This is a genomic window from Qipengyuania thermophila, from assembly GCF_004153605.1.
GTDB classification, from domain to species: Bacteria; Pseudomonadota; Alphaproteobacteria; order Sphingomonadales; family Sphingomonadaceae; genus Qipengyuania_B; species Qipengyuania_B thermophila.
In genome coordinates this window covers 420085-439831 of the sequence record NZ_SDSI01000002.1, presented here as the reverse complement: position 1 = coordinate 439831, position 19747 = coordinate 420085, and the positions used below count along the sequence as shown (strand labels likewise).

The 19747-nt window shown below is 67.0% G+C and carries 19 protein-coding genes; 15 read left to right on the top strand and 4 right to left on the bottom strand.

Features of this window, described 5'->3' with window-relative positions:
- Window positions 1-40: 40 nt before the first annotated feature.
- Window positions 41-1297 carry a 3,4-dihydroxy-2-butanone-4-phosphate synthase gene (gene ribB / locus ETO60_RS06445; protein ID WP_130003864.1) on the top strand — a complete coding sequence of 419 codons (1257 nt, stop codon included), beginning with the start codon at window positions 41-43 and terminating at the stop codon, window positions 1295-1297.
- A 3-nt stretch (window positions 1298-1300) separates the two neighbouring features.
- A complete protein-coding gene (gene ribH / locus ETO60_RS06440) occupies window positions 1301-1723 on the top strand; it encodes a 6,7-dimethyl-8-ribityllumazine synthase (RefSeq protein ID WP_130003862.1) in 423 nt (140 codons plus the stop codon).
- 15 nt (window positions 1724-1738) lie between these two features.
- Here the strand turns inward: ribH and eno are convergent, their stop codons facing one another.
- Complete coding sequence (eno, locus tag ETO60_RS06435) at window positions 1739-3040, bottom strand: phosphopyruvate hydratase (RefSeq protein WP_130003860.1); 1302 nt, start codon at window positions 3038-3040, stop codon at window positions 1739-1741.
- 143 nt (window positions 3041-3183) lie between these two features.
- Between eno and ETO60_RS06430 the strand changes: the two genes are divergently transcribed.
- The 5 genes from ETO60_RS06430 (at window position 3184) to ETO60_RS06410 (ending at window position 5675) form a co-directional block, all read left to right on the top strand.
- Window positions 3184-3831 (top strand): hypothetical protein, encoded by a 648-nt coding sequence (locus tag ETO60_RS06430; protein WP_315850270.1) that lies wholly within the window; start codon window positions 3184-3186, stop codon window positions 3829-3831.
- Window positions 3832-3976: 145 nt separating this feature from the next.
- Window positions 3977-4345 carry a phage holin family protein gene (locus ETO60_RS06425; protein ID WP_234026366.1) on the top strand — a complete coding sequence of 123 codons (369 nt, stop codon included), beginning with the start codon at window positions 3977-3979 and terminating at the stop codon, window positions 4343-4345.
- The gene (locus ETO60_RS06420; protein WP_130003858.1) at window positions 4342-4695 is read left to right on the top strand and encodes a hypothetical protein; all 354 of its coding nucleotides are present in this window, start codon (window positions 4342-4344) and stop codon (window positions 4693-4695) included. Before ETO60_RS06425 ends, ETO60_RS06420 begins: the two co-directional genes overlap by 4 nt.
- A 34-nt stretch (window positions 4696-4729) precedes the next feature.
- Window positions 4730-5299: a hypothetical protein gene (locus ETO60_RS06415; protein WP_130003856.1), complete on the top strand. Its 570-nt coding sequence runs from the start codon at window positions 4730-4732 to the stop codon at window positions 5297-5299.
- A gap of 139 nt (window positions 5300-5438) precedes the next feature.
- Window positions 5439-5675 carry a DUF4170 domain-containing protein gene (locus tag ETO60_RS06410; RefSeq protein ID WP_130003854.1) on the top strand — a complete coding sequence of 79 codons (237 nt, stop codon included), beginning with the start codon at window positions 5439-5441 and terminating at the stop codon, window positions 5673-5675.
- 65 nt (window positions 5676-5740) lie between these two features.
- Here the strand turns inward: ETO60_RS06410 and greA are convergent, their stop codons facing one another.
- The 3 genes from greA to carA form a co-directional block, all read right to left on the bottom strand.
- Window positions 5741-6208, bottom strand: coding sequence for a transcription elongation factor GreA (greA, locus tag ETO60_RS06405; RefSeq protein ID WP_130003852.1), 468 nt, complete (start codon window positions 6206-6208; stop codon window positions 5741-5743).
- A gap of 116 nt (window positions 6209-6324) precedes the next feature.
- Entirely contained in the window at window positions 6325-9651 is a 3327-nt protein-coding gene (gene carB / locus ETO60_RS06400) for a carbamoyl-phosphate synthase large subunit (RefSeq protein WP_130003850.1), read from the bottom strand.
- Between the two features lie 350 nt (window positions 9652-10001).
- Window positions 10002-11168 carry a glutamine-hydrolyzing carbamoyl-phosphate synthase small subunit gene (gene carA / locus ETO60_RS06395; protein WP_130003848.1) on the bottom strand — a complete coding sequence of 389 codons (1167 nt, stop codon included), beginning with the start codon at window positions 11166-11168 and terminating at the stop codon, window positions 10002-10004.
- 144 nt (window positions 11169-11312) lie between these two features.
- On the opposite strand from carA, the gene ETO60_RS06390 reads away from it, so the two are divergent.
- From ETO60_RS06390 to ETO60_RS06355, 8 genes are all read left to right on the top strand, one after another.
- Window positions 11313-11768, top strand: coding sequence for a GatB/YqeY domain-containing protein (locus tag ETO60_RS06390; RefSeq protein WP_130003846.1), 456 nt, complete (start codon window positions 11313-11315; stop codon window positions 11766-11768).
- Window positions 11769-11778: 10 nt separating this feature from the next.
- Entirely contained in the window at window positions 11779-13608 is a 1830-nt protein-coding gene (gene dnaG / locus ETO60_RS06385; protein WP_130003844.1) for a DNA primase, read from the top strand.
- A 45-nt stretch (window positions 13609-13653) separates the two neighbouring features.
- Window positions 13654-15720: an RNA polymerase sigma factor RpoD gene (gene rpoD / locus ETO60_RS06380; RefSeq protein WP_130003842.1), complete on the top strand. Its 2067-nt coding sequence runs from the start codon at window positions 13654-13656 to the stop codon at window positions 15718-15720.
- A 161-nt stretch (window positions 15721-15881) separates the two neighbouring features.
- Entirely contained in the window at window positions 15882-17300 is a 1419-nt protein-coding gene (locus tag ETO60_RS06375) for a sensor histidine kinase (RefSeq protein ID WP_234026365.1), read from the top strand.
- A 2-nt stretch (window positions 17301-17302) separates the two neighbouring features.
- A complete protein-coding gene (locus ETO60_RS06370) occupies window positions 17303-17680 on the top strand; it encodes a response regulator (protein WP_130003838.1) in 378 nt (125 codons plus the stop codon).
- A gap of 54 nt (window positions 17681-17734) precedes the next feature.
- Complete coding sequence (gene rpiB, locus ETO60_RS06365) at window positions 17735-18172, top strand: ribose 5-phosphate isomerase B (protein WP_130004619.1); 438 nt, start codon at window positions 17735-17737, stop codon at window positions 18170-18172.
- Window positions 18173-18181: 9 nt separating this feature from the next.
- Entirely contained in the window at window positions 18182-19492 is a 1311-nt protein-coding gene (glyA, locus tag ETO60_RS06360; RefSeq protein ID WP_130003836.1) for a serine hydroxymethyltransferase, read from the top strand.
- A 3-nt stretch (window positions 19493-19495) separates the two neighbouring features.
- Entirely contained in the window at window positions 19496-19717 is a 222-nt protein-coding gene (locus tag ETO60_RS06355; protein ID WP_130003834.1) for a hypothetical protein, read from the top strand.
- The last annotated feature ends 30 nt before the right edge of the window (window positions 19718-19747 follow it).

Sequence of the window (19747 nt, the reverse complement as noted above, 5' to 3'; positions counted from 1 at the left end):
GCAGGCTTGTTGCTCACATTGCGATGTGATAGCCGGCCGCATGACCATCGAGATCGTCGAGCGCGTACGCGACACCATCGCGTCCGGCCGCATGACGCGCGCGGGGCTGGCGCGCCTCGCCGGGCTTCACGTCAACACGCTGCGTGACGCGGGCGACCCCGACTGGAACCCGACCGCCGACACGCTGGCCAAGCTGGCGCGCGTGCTCGACCAGCATGAGCAGAAGCCGGTTCTCGCATCCGCGCGCGAGATCATCGAGGAAGCGCGCAACGGGCGGATGTTCATCCTTGTCGATGACGAGGATCGCGAGAACGAGGGCGATCTGGTCATACCGGCACAGATGGCGACCCCCGACGCGATCAATTTCATGGCGGTTCACGGCCGCGGCCTGATCTGTCTGGCGCTGTCGCCCCAGCGCGTCGCGGAGCTTGGCCTTCAGCCGATGAGCCGCGACAACCGCACGGCGCACGGAACCGCCTTCACGACATCGATCGAGGCGCGGGAGGGCATCTCCACCGGCATCAGCGTTGCCGACCGGGCGCGCACGATCTCCGTGGCGATCGACAGCGCGCGCGGCCCTGACGACATCGTGACGCCCGGCCACGTGTTTCCGTTGATGGCGCGGGAGGGCGGCGTGCTCGTCCGCGCCGGCCACACGGAGGCCGCCGTCGACATCGCACGGCTGGCGGGCCTCAACCCGTCCGGCGTGATCTGCGAAATCATGAACGACGACGGGTCGATGGCGCGCATGGACGATCTGGTCCGTTTCGCGCGGCAGCATCGGCTGAAGATCGGCACCATCCGCGACCTTATCGAATACCGCCGTCAGCACGATCATCTGGTCGACCGGCTGGAGGAGGCGGATTTTCACTCCGATTACGGCGGCGCGTGGCGGCTGATCACCTACCGCAACAGCGTCGATGGCAGCGTCAGCCATGTCTTGCAGAAAGGCGAGATCGTCCCCGGCGAGCCGACGCTGGTGCGGATGCACTCGCTGTCGATCTTTGACGACGTGCTCGGCCGGAGCGGCCCGAACAAGCGCGTCCTTCAGCGTGCCATGACCCAGATCGGCAAGCACGGGAGCGGTGTCGTCGTGATTCTGTCGGCGGCGGCGTTCGCGGCCAGCGGCGCGCAACCCGAGCCGCATTCGGAATTGCGCTCGCACGGCATCGGCGCGCAGATCCTCGCCGATCTCGGTGTCGAGCAGATGATCCTGCTTACGAATTCCCATCGGACGATCGTGGCCATCGAGGGCTACGGTCTGCAGATCGTGGGCGAAGTTCCCCTGTCGGAGTGACGAATGGCTGCTTTTCTCCTGGTTGAGGCCCGGTATTACGATCACCTCAACGACCTGCTCCTGTCGGGGGCGCGTGACGCCTTGCTGAGCGCCGGGCACGAGTGCGAGGTGATCACCGTGCCAGGTGCGCTGGAGATCCCGGCGGCCGTTGCGCTCGCGGCCGAGACCGGGCGGTATGACGGCTACGTCGCCCTCGGCGTGGTGATCCGCGGCGAGACATTCCATTTCGAGATCGTGGCGGGCGAAAGCGCGCGCGGAGTCATGGCGCTGACCATGGACGGCCTCGCCATCGGCAACGGCATCCTGACCGTGGAGAACGAGCAGCAGGCTCTCGAACGGGCGGATCCGGCGCGCAAGAACAAGGGCGGCGAAGCGGCGGCGGCGGCGATGGCCCTGCTCGACCTGCGCGAACGCTTCGGCGCCTGAGCGCCCCGGCGCGCATCAGCCAGAGGGAGAGGCCGATCGTCCCCGGCGCAGGCACGCCATGCCCGGATAACGCGCGGTGGAGCCAAGCTCTTCCTCGATGCGGATCAGCTGGTTGTATTTGGCCAGGCGGTCGGACCGGGCAAGGCTGCCAGTCTTGATCTGCCCGCAATTGGTGGCGACCGCCAGATCGGCAATCGTGCTGTCCTCGGTCTCGCCGGAGCGGTGGCTCATGACGGCGGTGTAGCCCGCGCGGTGCGCGATGCGGACCGCATCCAGCGTTTCGCTCAGCGTGCCGATCTGGTTGACCTTGACGAGCAGGGAGTTGGCGAGCCCTTCGGCGATGCCGCTTTCCAGCCGTGAAGGGTTCGTCACGAATAGGTCGTCTCCGACGAGCTGGACTTGCGTGCCAAGCGCTTTCGTCAGCGTTGCCCAGCCCTCGCTGTCGTCCTCCGCCATTCCGTCCTCGATCGAGAGGATCGGATAATCCCGGCAAAGCGCCACGAGGTAATCGGTCATGCCCGCGGCATCGAGGGTCAGCCCCTCGCCCGCCAGATAATAGCGTCCTTCCCGGAAGAACTCCGTCGCCGCACAGTCGAGGGCCAGAATCACGTCGCTCCCCGCAGAGAAGCCGCAGCGCTCCGTTGCGGCGAGGATCAGGTCCAGCGCTGCGCGCGTCGAGGCGAGATCGGGAGCAAAGCCACCTTCGTCACCGACAGCCGTCGACAGGCCGCGCTGCCGCAGCTCGCCCTTGAGCGAGTGGAAGATCTCCGCGCCCCATCGGACGGCGTCTGCCAGAGAGCCGGCGCCGACCGGCATGACCATGAATTCCTGGATGTCGATCGGGTTGTCGGCATGTTCGCCGCCGTTGATGATGTTCATCATCGGCACGGGCAGCACATGCGCCTCCACCCCGCCGACATACGCATAGAGCGGCAAGCCACGCGCGGCGGCCGCCGCCTTTGCCACGGCAAGACTGGTGCCAAGGATCGCGTTGGCGCCCAGACGCGACTTGTTCTCCGTTCCGTCAAGCGCAACCAGCTCCGCGTCGATCTGGCGCTGATCCTCGGCGTCGAGGTCGCTCAGGAGGTCGGCGATCTCGCCGTTCACAGCCTCGACCGCCTTCTGCACACCCTTCCCGCCATAGCGTGCGGCGTCGCAGTCGCGCAGCTCAACCGCCTCGTGCGCGCCGGTAGAGGCGCCCGATGGCACGGCCGCGCGCCCGAAGCTGCCGTCCTCCAGCAGAACATCGACCTCCACCGTCGGATTTCCGCGGCTGTCCAGGATTTCCCGCGCGTGGATGTCGACGATGCCGGTCATGACCCTCTCCCCAATGCGAGGCGGGTGCCGCCCCGGTTGGCACGGCGCCTATGAAAAGGAACGAACAGAAGCAAGCCGCATTGAATGACACAATGATGACCGCGGCGCCGCGCCGCTTCCACTAGTCAGACAGAAGGTGAATCATGGCAAGCACCACGAACAACAACGGTTTGAACGGCGACACTCCCGGCAGCGCCAGCACCAGCACCAGCACCGGAGCCGGCGGCAGCAGCCTTGGCGGCACGGGCGCCGGTGGCGGCGAGACGCTGGACTACGCAGCCGGCGCATCCGGCGCATCGACGGCCTCCGGTCAGCACCAGAACGACGCCAAGTCGCGGTTCAACGCCGCCCTCGAGGAGGCGAAGGCCGGCGCCGCCGCGTTGAAGGCGGAAGCAGGATCGCGCGCCAGCGCCTACCGGGACGAAGCCGCCGCACGGGGGCACGAAGTCGGGGAGCAGGCGCGCGAATACGGAGAGCAGGCCAAGGCCAAGGCGTCCGAGCTGGCCGTCGAGGGCAAGCACAAGGCGAGCGAGGCGCTGATGGCGCTCAGCCGCATGGTGAACGACAACGCCGCCTCCGTCGACAGCGCTCTTGGCGCCAAGTATGGCGACTATGCGCGCAGCGCCTCGCGCTCGATCCAGGAGACTGCTGAAAAACTCGACCGCAAGAGCGTCGAGGAACTCGGTGATGACGCGCGTGAATTCGTGCGGAACAGCCCCGGAATGGCTGTCGGCCTGGCTGCGTTCGCGGGCTACCTGCTTGCGCGAACCTTCGGCGGCTCGCGCCGCTGAGCGCGGCTTTGCGATCCTGAAAGAGCCACGAGGAAGATGAGCCGTGCTTGAGCATGACCGAACGCGTCCCGAACCTGCGCAACCTGCGGACAATCCGATCCGGCGGACGGACTCCCATGCCGGCGCGGTTCCTCGTGGCCAGCATATGGGAGACGACGGCGAGATGCCGGATGCGGACTCCGACATCTCGCTGATCGAGAATGTGACCGCTCTGTACCACGACGGACGCGACTATCTCACCCACGAGCTTGCCTATCAGAAGACTCGCGCTGCCTATGCCGGCAAATCGGTGGGGAGCATCGCGGGTCTCGGGGTGGCTGCGGGCGTCGTGGCCCTGCTTGCGGCCATCGGCCTGACCGTCGGCGCGATCCTCTCGCTCGCGACCCTGATCGGTCCGCTTGCCGCCACGCTTGTGGTGGTGGTGGCTCTGCTGGTGGTTGCCGCCGTCCTGGGGATGATGGCGCGCAGCAAGGCCATGACGATGGTCAGGGTGCTCAAGGGAGAGGACGAATGACCGACGATCTGGCACGGCGGCTGGGCGAGGAGCGGCGAGCCAGAGACAGCGCCTACGCCGCGGTTCAGGAAGACATCGCTCTGCTGAAGGCGGGACACGCCGAAAAGGGCATCAAGGATCGCGCCACGGACAAGATCAAGGACGGCGCCAGCGACGTCCTGGAGGAAGGCGCCCATCTGGCAAGGGAGCACAAGGGATTGGTGGTCGCGCTGCTCGCGGCGATCGTCGTGTGGTTCGCCCGCCACCCGTTGATTGCTTTCTTCACCGGCGAGCGGTCGGACGAGGACGAGGATGTCGACGATTGGGAGCCGGACGAACGCGAACGATCTGCGTTCCGGTTCCGCAACTGAACCGCGGCATCAGCAAGGATTTGGAGTGGACGTGATGAGTGACAAGCTTCAGGAAACCGTTGATCGGGAAAATGCCCTTCATGGCGAAACACTGGGCCACACGCAGACCGGCGGGGCGGCTGCGGACGCCGCCGGAAAGGACGCCGCGACCGGAGATGAAAAGCACGAGGAGCTGAAGCGGCGGATTGCCGCCGGCTCGCAGCATCACGGCGACACGGTGGCGCACCACGCGCGCGATGCGGCAAGCACACTGGGCAACTTCGCGCGCGAACACCCGGTCGCGACGGTGCTGGGCGGGCTTGCCGTCGGTTTGCTGATCGGCTCGATGACTCCCGCCGGGCGCCGGGTGCGGCGCCGCGCGGGCGGGCTGGCAAGCAGCGCCTCGGAAGCGGCAATCGGCTTTGCCATGGGCCTGATCGATGATGCCGCAGATGCCGCACGTCACGGCAAGGATGCTCTGGTTGACACGGGCGAACGGGTGGGTCTTGGCCTGCGCGAAGCCCGGCGCAGCGCGGAGCATTACGCGCGGTCCGCGAGCGACCGGGCCGGCGTGACGTCGCGCAGCGCGGGCCGGGCATTGTCGCGCCGTCTCCGCGACCTCTGACGCACCCGCGGTACCGGCCGCAAACCGGTGCCGCCCTTGCCTTGCGGCGACGGTGCGGTAAAGGACCGCGCGGCAGGCTGCTCGCGCGGGCGCGCAGGCGGTTCTGCCATGTGCAGGATTACGCGGGAGCAAGTTCGTCATGGGTGCGGCCACGGAGCGTCAGCAGCTCTATCTCGTGATGGGCGGGCGTGTCACCGACCCCCGCTCGCTCCACTTCCGTGACCCCGAAAGCATCCACGTTGCCGGCGTGTACTCGAGCTACGAGGCCGCCGAGGCCGCCTGGCGCAGCAATGCGCAGCGCACGGTCGACGATGCCGAGATGAAGTACGTCATCGTCGACCTGCAACGGATCCTCGACCCGTCACCTTCGCGCTGATCCCCGCCCGCGGGCCACCAGCGCCCCTCGCGGAGCGTCGGCAGAGCCGGGCGGAGCCTGCCGGATCAGATGAATTCGATGCTGTCGATCAGGAAGAACTTGTCACCGGCCGGGACGGTCACTTCCACCTCGTCGCCCACCTTCTTGCCGATTAACGCCCGACCCAGCGGCGAGTTGTAGGAAATCCGCCCCTGCGCGGCGTCGGCTTCGGTCTGGCCGACGATCTGGTACGTGACCGGCTGATCCTCGTCATCCAAGAGGTGCACCGTCGTGCCGAACACGATCCTGTCCCCTGACAGGCTGGCCGGATCGATGATCTGGGCGCGGGTCACCTTGTCCTCCAGCTCGGCGATCTGCGCCTCGACCTGACCCTGCCGCTCCTTGGCGGCATGATATTCGGCATTCTCCGACAGGTCGCCATGTGCCCGCGCCTCCTCGATCGCCTCGACGATCTTGGGCCGCTCGGCCCGCAGCTGCTTGAGGTCGGCCAACAGCTTCTCGTACCCTTCGGCAAGCATGGGCACCTTTTCCATCGACAAGAGCCTTTCGCTTTAAGCAGCATCAACCCGGCCTGCTTGCCGATGCCGAACCGAGACGGTCACATCCGCATGCATCTTTTAGCCGGATTTCAGGAGGTTTCACTTCGCAGTCAGGCGCAATGATAGTCCTGAAGCGGCCGCACTTCAAGCGCGCCGGGCTGCACCGCGCCAATGGCCTGCGCCGTGGCCGCACACCCCGCCACGGTGGTGTAGTAGGGCACCTTCCCTGCGAGCGCCGAAGAGCGGATGGACTCGGAGTCGCGATGGCTCTGCCACCCTTCTGTGGTGTTGAAGATCAGGTCGATATCGCCGTCGACGATCCGGTCGACGATGTGCGGCCGCCCTTCGGCAACCTTGTTGACGCGCTGCACAGTGATGCCGTGCTCGGCGAGGAACCTCTGCGTGCCGCCGGTGGCGACGATCGCGAATCCCGCCGCGGCGAGTTCGCGCACCGGTGCGAGGATGCCCGGCTTGTCCGTGTCCTTGACCGACACGAACAGGGTTCCGCAGCGCGGCAGCGTGACACCGGCGCCAAGCTGCGCCTTGTAGAAGGCGGTCACAAAATCCTTGTCGATGCCCATCACCTCTCCCGTCGACTTCATCTCCGGGGTGAGGACGGGATCGCTGCCGGGAAACCGTTCAAAGGGGAACACGGCTTCCTTGACCGCCATGTAGGGCGGCGCCGTGTCGACGGACGGCATGCCCCTCAGGGATTCCCCCGCCATCACGCGCGCGGCAAGCTTCGCGATCGGCACGCCCGTCGCCTTGGCCACGAAGGGCACCGTGCGGCTTGCCCTCGGGTTCACCTCGATCAGGTAGACCCGCTCGCCGCGGATGGCGAACTGCACGTTCATCAGCCCGCGCACCTGAAGCGCGCGGGCAAGAGCCTCGGCCTGCCGCGCCATTTCAGCGACGATCTCCGGCGCGAGACTGTAGGGCGGCAGGGTGCAGGCGCTGTCACCGGAATGGACGCCGGCTTCCTCGATGTGCTGCATGATGCCGGCGACACGTACCTCCTCGCCGTCGCACAGCACGTCGACGTCGCACTCGATGGCATCGCGCAGATACTGGTCCACGAGGACGGGAGTGTCGCCGGACACGCTGACCGCGGTGGCGATGTAGCTGTCGAGCTGCGCCTCGCTGTCGACGATCTCCATGGCCCGTCCGCCCAGAACATAGGATGGCCGCAGCAGCACCGGATAGCCGATCTCGCGCGCCACGGCGGCGGCCTCGTTGCGGCTGCGGGCGATGCCGTTCAGCGGCTGGTCGAGACCGAGCCGTTCGACGAGCCGCGCGAACCGCTCGCGGTCTTCGGCGAGATCGATGGCGTCGGGAGACGTGCCGAGGATGGGGATGCCGGCCCGCTCGAGCGCCCGCGCCAGTTTCAGCGGTGTCTGCCCGCCGAACTGGACGATGACGCCCACCAGTTCGCCGCGAGTCCGCTCGACGCGGAGGACTTCGAGCACGTCCTCCTCCGTCAGCGGCTCGAAATACAGCCGGTCGGACGTGTCATAGTCGGTCGAGACGGTTTCGGGGTTGCAGTTGATCATGATCGTCTCGAACCCCGCCTCGGAGAGGGCGAAGCACGCATGCACGCAGCAATAGTCGAACTCGATCCCCTGACCGATGCGGTTCGGGCCCCCGCCCAGGATGACGATCTTGCGCCGGTCGGAAGGCTGCGCCTCGCACTCCGCCTCGCCGAAACTCGGCGCCTCGTAGGTGGAGTACATGTAGGGCGTGATCGCCTCGAACTCGGCTGCGCAGCTGTCGATCCGCTTGAACACGGGCAGGACGCCGAGCTTCTCCCTCAGCCGCCGCACCTCGTCCGCCGAGGTCGCGCCGGCCATCGCCCGCAGCGTGTCGTGCAGCAGCCCCGCGCGCTTCGCCTGCGTTTCGGCGAGCCCTCCCGCCACCCCGACCGAGCGCACCGCCAGCGTCGCCAGCCGCCGGTCAGAAAAGCCCATGGCCTTCAGCCGCCGCAGCTCGCCGGCGGATGTCGGGATCCCGTGGTGGCCGATCATGCGCTCTTCGTAAATGACCGCCTCGATCTGGCGCAGGAACCACGGATCGTAACCCGTGACCGCCTGGACCTCCTCGACCGAACATTCTTCCCGGAACGCCTGCGCAACCTTGAGCAGCCGGTCGGGCGTCCGCTGCGCAAGCGAGGCGAGGATCACGTCCCGCCCCGCGCCTTCAAGCTCGACCACCCGGTTGAACCCGTCGAGACCGGTCTCGAGACTGCGCAGCGCCTTCTGCATCGATTCGGCGAAGTTCCGGCCAATCGCCATGACTTCGCCGACGGACTTCATCGCGGTCGAAAGCGTCGGGTCCGCACCCTTGAACTTCTCAAAGGCAAAACGCGGAATCTTGGTCACCACGTAATCCAGCGTCGGTTCGAACGCAGCCGGAGTGGCGCCGGTTATCTCGTTGGTGATCTCGTCCAGCGTGTAACCGACCGCCAGCTTGGTCGCGACGCGGGCGATGGGAAAGCCCGTCGCCTTCGACGCCAGCGCGGAAGAGCGCGATACGCGCGGGTTCATCTCGATGACGATCAGGCGCCCGTCCCTGGGATTGACCGCGAACTGCACGTTCGACCCGCCCGTCTCGACCCCGATCTCGCGCAGCACGGCGATGCTGGCCGAACGCATGATCTGGTATTCCTTGTCCGTCAGGGTCAGCGCGGGGGCGACGGTGATCGAATCTCCTGTGTGCACGCCCATCGGATCGACGTTCTCGATGGAGCACACGATGATGCAATTGTCCGCCCGGTCGCGGACCACCTCCATCTCGAACTCCTTCCACCCGAGCAGCGACTCCTCGATCAGCACCTCGGTGGTCGGCGAGGCGGCGAGCCCTTCGCGCACGATCCGCTCGAACTCCGCGCGGTTGTAGGCGATGCCCCCGCCCGTGCCGCCGAGCGTGAACGAGGGGCGGATGATCGCGGGAAGCCCGGTGCGCTCCAGCACGGCGAACGCCTGTTCAACGGTGGTCGCTACCCCGCTGCGCGCGCTTTCGAGGCCGATGCGGTCCATCGCCTCGCGGAAGCGCTGGCGGTTTTCCGCCTTGTCGATGGCATCGGCGTTGGCGCCGATCATCTGCACGCCGTACTTGGCCAGCGTGCCGTCGTTGTAGAGCGCCAGCGCGCAGTTAAGCGCCGTCTGCCCGCCCATCGTCGGCAGCAGCGCGTCGGGGCGTTCGCGCTCGATGATCTTGGCGACAATGGCGGGCGTGATCGGCTCGACATAGGTCGCGTCGGCCATGTCCGGATCGGTCATGATCGTGGCCGGGTTGGAGTTCACCAGGACAACCCGGTACCCTTCCTCCTTCAGCGCCTTGATCGCCTGCGTGCCCGAATAGTCGAACTCGCACGCCTGCCCGATGATGATGGGACCGGCGCCGATGACGAGGATGGAGGAGATGTCGGTACGTTTGGGCATTATCTTGAAAGACTCGCGAAGGAAATGGCGGTGGAGATGGCTGACATAACCAGCGCCAGCCAGCTTACCCATTGGACCGACTTGAGCTTGTTGAGCAGCCTATCTTCTTCGATGCTACGATCAGCCAAGCTGACACCGGCGGGAGTGAGATCGAGGTGCAGTATACCTGGCGCTTCGCTGTTCTGGACCCTCCGCGCTAAGTGCAAACTTGCGAGAGACATGCCTGCTGCTTTCCGCGCCTCCCAGTCATTCGCACTGCTTTCCCATACTGGCTTTGCATGTCCGGGGAGAGCGCCGTCCCGACGCAGCTTCAGGAGAATTCTTCTCTCGAGCTTGCTCAACACAGCCACTCAACCCAACTCCCCCACGAACTTCTCGAACAGGTAGAAGCTGTCCTGCGGCCCCGGCGACGCCTCCGGGTGGTACTGCACGCCGAAGGCCCGCTTGCCGCGCAGGCTGATGCCGCAGTTCGAGCCGTCGAACAGCGAGACGTGCGTTTCCTCCACCCCTTCGGGCAGCGTGTCACGATCCACCGCGAAGCCGTGGTTCATGCTGGTGATCTCCACCGCGCCATCCCCCAGCCGCTTGACCGGATGGTTGGCGCCGCGATGCCCCTGGTGCATCTTGGCCGTCTTGGCCCCGGCGGCGAGGCCGAGGAGCTGGTGGCCAAGGCAGATGCCGAAGATCGGCACGTCGCGGTCCAGCAGGCCGCGGATCACCGGCACCGCGTATTCGCCCGTCGCCGCCGGATCGCCCGGACCGTTGGACAGGAACACGCCCGCCGGCTGGAGCCTGAGGATGTCATCGAGCGTGGCGCGCGCCGGCACCACCGTCACCCGCGCGCCGGCGCGCACCAGATTGCGGAAGATGTTGTCCTTGGACCCGTAATCGATGGCGACCACGTGCGGACGATCCGATTGCGCACCGTCCACCCCCTCCGCCCCGCCGAGCGACCATGGGCCGCCCACCCAGTGCGTGTGCTCGTCGCGCGTGACGAGCTTTGCGAGGTCGAGCCCTTCCAGCCCCGGCCAGGATCGTGCCCGGTCAAGCAGTGCGGCGACGTCGAACTCCCCTCTGGGGTGATGCGCGATGACGGCGTTTGGGGCGCCGCCGCGACGGATCCGCCGGGTGAGCGCGCGCGTGTCCACCCCGGCAAGGCCGATGCGGCCATGCTCGCGCAGCCAGTCGGAAAAGTGCGTCTCCGCCCGGAAGTTCGAATGCGGCGTCACCCGCTCGCGCACGATGCAGCCGACCGCGCCATGCCCCTCGCTCTCGATGTCTTCGGGATTGGCCCCGACATTGCCGATATGTGGAAAGGTGAAGCAGACGATCTGCGCGGCATAGGATGGGTCGGTCATGACCTCTTGGTAGCCGGTCATGGCGGTGTTGAAGCACACCTCGCCGACCGCGTCGCCAGTCGCGCCGAACCCCTGTCCCCAGATGATCGTCCCGTCCGCGAGCACCAGACAGCCGGTGGCGCCGGGAGGAGGCGCGGGAACGGGTGCGGACGTGGCCATGAAGCGCTCCGAAGTGTGGCAAGCCGGCGATGTGTGCTAAGAGGCGGTCGCTAAGGCCTGTGGCGGCGGCCGTCAACCGCGGCTCTTGGCAACGCCGCTCCGGCCTGTCAGTGCCCGGACCCGGATCAGGCGACGGAGACCCCGATGTTGAGAGACAGGATCAAGGCCGAAACGGTGGCGGCGATGAAGGCCGGCGACAAGGAACGTCTTGCGGCGCTCCGGCTGATCGGCGCCAAGATCAAGGATCGCGACATCGAGCAGCGGACGGCCTCTGCGCCGGTGGACGACGATGCGCTCGTCACGGACGTGCTGCTCAAGATGGCCAAGCAGCGGCAGGAATCCATCGCCCTTTATACCAAAGGCGGCCGCACCGAGCTTGCCGAACAGGAACGCGCGGAGCTGAACGTCATCGAAAGCTTCCTTCCCGAACGGATGGACGAAGCTGCCATGAAGGAGGCGATCGCCCGGCTGCGCGACGAGTTGGGAGCGCAGGGGCCAAAAGACATCGGCAGGGTCATGGCCGCCCTGAAGGCGCGGCACGGCGCGAGCCTCGACATGGCCCGCGCCAGCGCGCTGGTGAAGGACGCGCTGTCGGAGTGAGCCGCGCCGCATGACGCTGTCGCCGCAATGGCTCGACGAGCTGCGCGCCCGCATCACGCTCAGCGCCGTGATCGGCCGCTCGGTCCGCCTGCAGAAGGCCGGGCGCGAGTATCGCGCCTGCTGTCCCTTCCACCAGGAGAAGACGCCCAGCTTCTACGTCAACGACGCGAAGGGGTTCTACCACTGCTTCGGCTGCCAGGCGCATGGGGACGTCATCCGGTGGCTGACCGATCATCAGGGGCTCGGCTTCATGGATGCCGTGCGCGAACTGGCGGCGCAGGCGGGCATGGACGTGCCGCAGCCGGATCCGGCGGCCGCCAGACGGCAGGACGAGCGCAGCCTCCTGCGCGAGGCGCTCGCCGCCGCGCAGGACTGGTTCACCGCCCAGCTCGGCGGACCCCAGGGGGAAGGCGCGCGGGCCTATCTCCGTTCGCGCATGGTGCCGGCAGAGGTGCTGCGCGGCTTCGGCTTCGGCTATGCCCCTGCCGCACGAGGGCAACTGGTCGCTGCTCTCGGCCACTTGGGCACCGAACGTCTGGTGACCGCGGGGTTGCTGTCGGTCACGGAGGACGGCCAGGCGGTGGAGCGGTTTCGCGACCGTATCACCCTGCCCATCCGTGACGCGCGCGGCCGTGTCGTGGGCTTTGGCGGCCGCCTGATCAGCGACCGCCCGAACGCGCCCAAATACCTGAACTCGCCCGACACGCCGCTGTTCAGCAAGGGGACCATGCTCTTCAATCTCGACCGTGCGGCTCCGGCTGCGCGGACGAAGGGGCGGCTGATCGTCGTCGAGGGCTACATGGACGTCGTCGCCCTGTCGGCGGCCGGCCTGGACGAGGCGGTGGCGGCGCTGGGGACGGCGCTGACGGGCGAACAGCTCGCCCTGCTCTGGCACCATGCCGACTGTCCGCTGCTGTGCTTCGACGGCGACGCGGCGGGGCGGAGGGCGGCGTTGAAGGCAGCGGAGCGGGCGCTCCCCTTGCTCCAGCCCGGCAAGTCGCTGCGGATCGTGTCCCTGCCGCCGGGCGCGGATCCCGACGACCTCGTCCGGGCTGGCGGCGCAAAGGCGGTGGAGAGCCTTCTCGACCGGGCGAGCAGTCTCGTCGAGTTCCTGTGGCATGCAGAACGCGACGCCGCCCCGGTGCAAAGCCCGGAGGAGAAGGCCGCTCTCAAGGCGCGGCTGCTCCGCCATGTCGAGGCGATCGGCAACCGCGACATCGCCGCCCTGTACCGGCGCGAGCTGATGGACCGCTTTTCGGCCTTCGCCTTTCCGCCCCGTCAGGTCACGGGGCGAGGCCATGCCACGCGCGGTCGCGCCGGATCGGCGGGTTCAGCGGTGCCGCAGCAGGCCTCCGCCGCGCTCCGTGCCCGCCAGAGCGGCGGAGACGGTCACCGGCTCGCCGCCGCCGTCCTGCTCGGCCTTGCGCGGCATCCCGACGCGATCGGCTGCTGCGCGGACCTACTTGCGCGCCTTGCCGGCCTTCACCCTTGCCTCGCCTCCGCGACGGACATCCTGCTCGACCATGCGGAGCATCCGGGCGACGGCGCATCTCTTGCCGCGGCGGTCAGGGCGGCATTGCCCGCCGGCAGCGCCGATGCCATGCCGATCGCATCCGAACGCGATCCGCAGCAGGCTGCCGACGCGCTGCGCGAGGCGGTGACGCTGCTGGTGGAGCGGCCGGCACTCGAGCGCGCACTCGCCGAAGCGACGGCCCGTTTCGCAACCGATCCGGAAGGCGCCTTCGCCGAGCAGCAGCGCCTGCGCAAACGAAAGCTGGAATTTGACACCCGCCTGCGCCACATAGCGGGCAAACCTGCACCCAGGGTTGGACAGACGTGACACGCTGCGGGAACGCTCCCGCGGCACGATGGATCAGATTGCGACATGGCTTCAGAAGCGAACACTGCGGAAAAGGATGATGCTCCGCTGATCGACCTCAACGAGGCGACGATCAAGAAACTGATCGCCCGCGCGCGCAAGCGCGGCGTCGTCACCTATGACGAACTGAACGAAGCCCTGCCCTCCGACCAGATGAGTCCTGACCAGATCGAGGACATTCAGACCGCCTTGTCCGAGATGGGCGTGCAGATCGTCGAACATGACGAGGACGCGGACGGCGACGGGGACGACAGCAGCGACGCAGGATCGGAAGAGGATGCCGACGGCGTCATCGTTGATGACGAGGCGGATCTGGGCCTCGAGCAGCGCCGCGCCGCCTCTCCGGTCCGCAAGAAGGATGTCGAGGGACGCACCGACGACCCGGTCCGCATGTACCTGCGCGAGATGGGCGCGGTGGAACTGCTCAGCCGCGAAGGCGAGATCGCCATCGCCAAGCGCATCGAGGCGGGGCGGGACATGATGATCATCGGACTGTGCGACAGCCCGATCACGTTCCACGCCATCATCCGCTGGTCGGAAGCGCTGAACGCGGGCGAGATGCAGCTGCGCGAGATCCTGGATCTCGACGCCATGCTGTCCAAGGAACCGCCGGTCGAGCGGATGACCGATGAAGGCGCCGAAGACGACGCCGAGATCACCGAAGCGACGGCCGGGCCCTCGATCCGCGACGATGACGAGACGGGCGACGGTGACGAGGCGGGCGCGGGTGACGACGAGAGCGGCGACGAGGAGGATGCCGCCGGGCGCGATCCGCGCCGGCGCGACGACGACGAGGAGGAGGACAACACCCTCAGTCTCGCGCAGATGGAAGCGGCTCTCAAGCCGGAGGCGCTGGAGCGGTTTGCGCGCATCACCGACCTGTTCGGCCGCTTCGAGAAGGTTCAGCAGGAACGCATGCGCGTGCTGGCGCGCGGCGACAGCTTCCCGGCCGCCAAGGAGCGCAAGTACGAAGCCCTGCGCGAGGAGCTCACCGCCGAGGTGGAAAGCGTGCAGTTCCACGCGTCCAAGATCGAATTCCTCGTCGACAATCTGTATGCCTTCAACCGGCGGCTGACGACGCTCGGCGGACAGATGCTTCGCCTTGCCGAACGCCACCGGATCAAGCGGCGCGACTTCCTCGACGCCTATGTCGGCAACGAGCTGGACGAGAACTGGCTGACCGAGCGGGCGCGCAAGGACAAGAAGTGGGCGGCCTTCGCAGAAAAGGAAGCCGACGCGATCGAGCGGGTCCGCCTCGAAATCAGCGACATCGCGGCGCAGACCGGCATGAGCCTGACCGAGTTCCGGCGCATCGTGAACATGGTTCAGAAGGGCGAGCGCGAGGCGCGCATCGCGAAGAAGGAGATGGTGGAGGCCAATCTGCGCCTCGTCATCTCCATCGCCAAGAAATACACCAACCGCGGATTGCAGTTTCTCGACCTGATCCAGGAAGGGAACATCGGCCTGATGAAGGCGGTCGACAAGTTCGAGTACCGCCGCGGCTACAAGTTCTCGACCTACGCGACGTGGTGGATCCGGCAGGCGATCACGCGGTCGATCGCGGATCAGGCGCGCACCATCCGCATCCCGGTCCACATGATCGAGACCATCAACAAGCTGGTCCGCACCTCGCGGCAGTTCCTCCACGAGGAGGGCCGCGAACCCACGCCCGAGGAAATGGCGCAGCGGCTCTCCATGCCGCTGGAAAAGGTGCGCAAGGTGATGAAGATCGCCAAGGAGCCGATCAGCCTCGAAACGCCCATTGGCGACGAGGAGGACTCCCACCTCGGCGACTTCATCGAGGACAAGAACGCCGTCATCCCGGTCGACGCCGCCATTCAGGCCAACCTGAAGGAGACTGTGACGCGCGTTCTCGCCAGCCTCACGCCCCGCGAGGAGCGCGTGCTGCGCATGCGGTTCGGGATCGGGATGAACACCGATCACACCCTTGAAGAGGTGGGACAGCAGTTCAGCGTCACGCGCGAGCGGATCCGCCAGATCGAGGCCAAGGCGCTGCGCAAGCTCAAGCATCCGAGCCGCAGCCGCAAGATGCGCAGCTTCCTCGATCAGTAGCGCGCGTCGGCGCCCGGTCCGTTCCCGGCACGCCTCTGCACGATCCGGGCGGCTCTCCGGCGCTTGGGCGCATGGCTTCAGAGTTGCAGCCTGTTGACTTTCGGCGCCTGGCTGGCACGAGGCATGCCGGCCCATCGACTTACGGCGGAGGAGACCGGCCCTTGATCCCGTACGAGGATTTGCTCAACCGTTCACCGAATGCGTATGTCGTGCTCGACCGCGCTTACCGCATTGTCTGGATGAACGAAGCCTATCTTGCGGTCACGGGTCGCCAGCGGGACGAACTGATCGGTCGCGCGATGTTCGAGGCCTTCCCCAGCGAGGAGGCCTCGGAAAGCCAGCGGCAGCTACGCGCCTCTTTCGACCGCACCTTCCGGGACGCTCGCGTCGACGAGGTGCCGCACATCCGCTATGATCTGGCGGACGAGAACGGCGAGATGGTCGAGCGCTACTGGAGCGCGACGCACACGCCCATCCTCGACGAACACGGGGAAGCGGTTCAGCTCCTTCAGCATACGGTGGACGTCACCGAGCTGCACAATCTGCGCCGGCTGCGCGACGAGGTCGGGCTGATGGAACGCGCCCGGTCCGTCACCGCGCGGATGAACGCGCTGGAGGACGAGGCCGAGACGCTGCGCGCCATGTTCGAACAGGCACCCGGCTTCGTGGCCATGCTGGAAGGGGCCGACCACCGCTTCGTCATGACGAATGCGGCCTACCGGACGCTGGTGATGCGTGACGACCTGGTGGGACGGACCGTTGCCGAGGCGCTCCCCGAGGTTGTCGAGCAGGGATTCCTGGACATCCTCGACACCGTGGTCGCGACGGGCGAACCCTATTTCGGCGTGCGGGAGCCGGTCAGCCTCTACGGCGGCGAAGGCCGCGCGCGGCGTGAACTCATGCTGCAATTCGTGTTCCAGCCGGTGCGGCTCAACGGACAGGATGTCAGCGGCGTGCTGATCCAGGGCTATGACGTCACGGCCGAACATCAGGCGGCCGAGCGGCAGCAGCTGCTGATCGACGAGCTGAATCACCGGGTGAAGAACACCCTCGCCATTGTGCAGAGCCTCGCGCAGCAGACCTTCAGCGCCGCCGCAACCGATCCCGGCCCGATGAAGGCGTTCAACGCGCGCCTTGCCGCCCTGGCGGCCGCGCACAATCTGCTCACCCAGTGCAGCTGGAAAGCGGCCGAGCTCAAGGACATCGTCTGCGACGCGCTCAGCGCGACCGCCGGGCCGGCGAAGGCGCGCGTGGCGGTCGACGGCCCGCAGGTCACGCTCGGACCGCAGCAGGCGGTGTCGATGGCCATGATCGTCCATGAACTCGCCACCAACGCCCTGAAATATGGCGGGCTCAGCAACGAAACGGGCACGGTGTCCGTGCAATGGTCGGTCGACAACCGCGACAGCCACACGGACCTCAACCTGTGCTGGACCGAGCACGGCGGACCGCCGGCGACGAACCCGGCGCGCAAGGGTTTCGGCAGCCGGCTGATCCGTCACGGTCTGGGCAGCGGAAGTGCGACCAGGCTGGACTTCGAGCCGGATGGCTTTGCCTATCACATGTCAGCGAGGCTCTGAGGATGCCGCTCCGGTTTCTGCAAGGCGCATCGGTCCTGGTGCTGGAGGACGAGCCGATCATCGCCTTCACGCTTGAGGATCTGCTCGCCGATGCAGGGGCGCAGCCGACCCTGACCTGCTCCATCGACGAGGCAATGTCGGCGGCGGCGGAAGGCTGCTTCGACTTCGCCATCCTCGATGTGAACATCAACGGATCGCCGAGCTATCCGGTTGCCAGCAAGCTTGTCGAACGGCGCATGGCCTTCATTTTCGCGACCGGCTACGGCAACACCGTGCATCCGGAGCCGTTCCGGCACGTCCCGACAATCCCCAAGCCCTACTCGCCGCTCGAGATTGCCAGGGCGATCGGTTGCGCCCTGAAAGGTGCCGAGGAGAACTGAGATCCGCGCGCTTTTGCGGTGGTTCCGGCGCGGCAAATTTCCTATGTGGCGGCCATGCGCATCGCCATCGCTTCGGATCATGCCGGTTTCCAATTGAAAGAAGCCTTGCGCACGTGGCTGGCAGAGCAGAGTCGCGATGTTCTCGATCTCGGGCCAGCCACGGACGCCAGCATCGACTATCCGGGCATGGGGCGGCGGCTGGCCGAAGCGGTGACTCACGGGGAGGCGGAGCGCGGCGTGATCCTGTGCGGCTCGGGCATCGGCGTCTCGATCGCGGTCAACCGTTTTCCGTCCATCCGCTGTGCGCTCGTCACCGAGCCGCTGTCCGCGCGCCTTGCCCGTGAACACAACGACGCCAACGTGCTGGCGCTCGGCGCGCGGATCGTCGGGGTGGACATGGCCAAGGCGTGTCTCGAAGCCTTCCTCGTCACGCCGTTCGCGGGGGGCCGGCATCAGCGCCGGGTCGACCAGCTTGCACAACTGACATCATAAGGATCAATCATGGGCACCGCCACCGCACCGCGCGAACACACCGATGACGGGTTCTGGAGCAACAGCCTCGCCGACACCGACCCCGAGGTTCATGCGGCCGTCGCGGGCGAACTGCGACGGCAGCAGAGCGGCATCGAACTCATCGCCAGCGAGAACATCGCGAGCCGGGCCGTTCTCGAGGCGACGGGCAGCGTGTTCACCAACAAGTACGCGGAAGGCTATCCCGGCAAGCGATACTATGGCGGCTGCGAGTATGCGGATGCGGTCGAACGCCTCGCCATCGACCGCGCCAAGCAGCTCTTCGGCTGTGCCCACGCGAACGTGCAGCCCAATTCCGGCAGCCAGATGAACCAGGCCGTGTTCCTCGCTCTGCTGGAGCCGGGCGACACCTTCATGGGTCTGGACCTGAACTCGGGTGGGCATCTGACCCATGGATCGCCCGTCAACATCAGCGGCAAGTGGTTCAAGCCGGTCAGCTACGGCGTGCGGCGCGACGACGAGCGGATCGACATGGACGCGGTGGAGCGCACCGCGCGCGAGCACCGGCCAAAGCTGATCATCTGCGGCGGAACAGCCTATTCCCGGCACTGGGATTTCGCCCGCTTCCGGCAGATCGCCGACGAGGTGGGCGCCACCCTGCTGTGCGACATGAGCCACATTTCGGGTCTGGTGGCGGGCGGCGCGCACCCCTCGCCCTTCCCGCACGCGCACGTCGTCACGACGACCACCCACAAGAGCCTGCGGGGACCGCGTTCGGGGGTGATCCTGACCAACGATGACGGGCTTGCCAAGGCGTTCAATTCCGCCGTGTTCCCGGGGCTGCAGGGCGGACCGCTGATGCATGTCGTCGCCGCCAAGGCAGTGGCCTTCCGCGAAGCTCTGCAACCCTCCTTCCGCGTGTACGCGCACCGGGTGGTGGAGAATGCCCGCGTCCTGGCGGCCAGCCTCGAGGAGCACGGCCTGCGCATCGTGTCGGGTGGCACGGACAATCACTCGATGCTCGTCGACCTGACGGCTGTGGGCGTGACCGGCAAGGCGGCTGAAAAGGCGCTGGAGCGGGCACGCCTGACCTGCAACAAGAACAGCATTCCCTTCGACTCGCGCTCCCCCTTCGTCACCAGCGGCATCCGCCTTGGCACACCGGCCGCCACGACGCGCGGGTTCGGACCGGCGGAGTTCCGCCAGGTCGGCGCCATGATTGCGGAGGTGATCAAGGGCGTGTCCCGCTGCGGCGACGACGGCGACACCGACACGGAACGCGCCGTCTTGCAGCAGGTCGCCGACCTGTGCGACAGATTTCCCGTTTATCCGGAGCGCTGAGCAATGCGACACGACGATCACAAGGGCAGGTCAGGGCTGGTCGAAGACGCCAAGGCGGAACTGTCGGCCATGGCAAAGGGCGGGCTCCAGCACCCCTCGACGAAGCCCGTGCTCGCCGGCGCGGCGATCGGTGCACTGGCCGGGGCGCTGCTCCCGGTGGTCACTCTGCCATTCGGGCTGGTGGCGGGGGCGGGTTACGCCTTCTACAACCGGATCAAGCGCTAGCGCGTTCGCATCTTGCACCGGGCGCGGCGC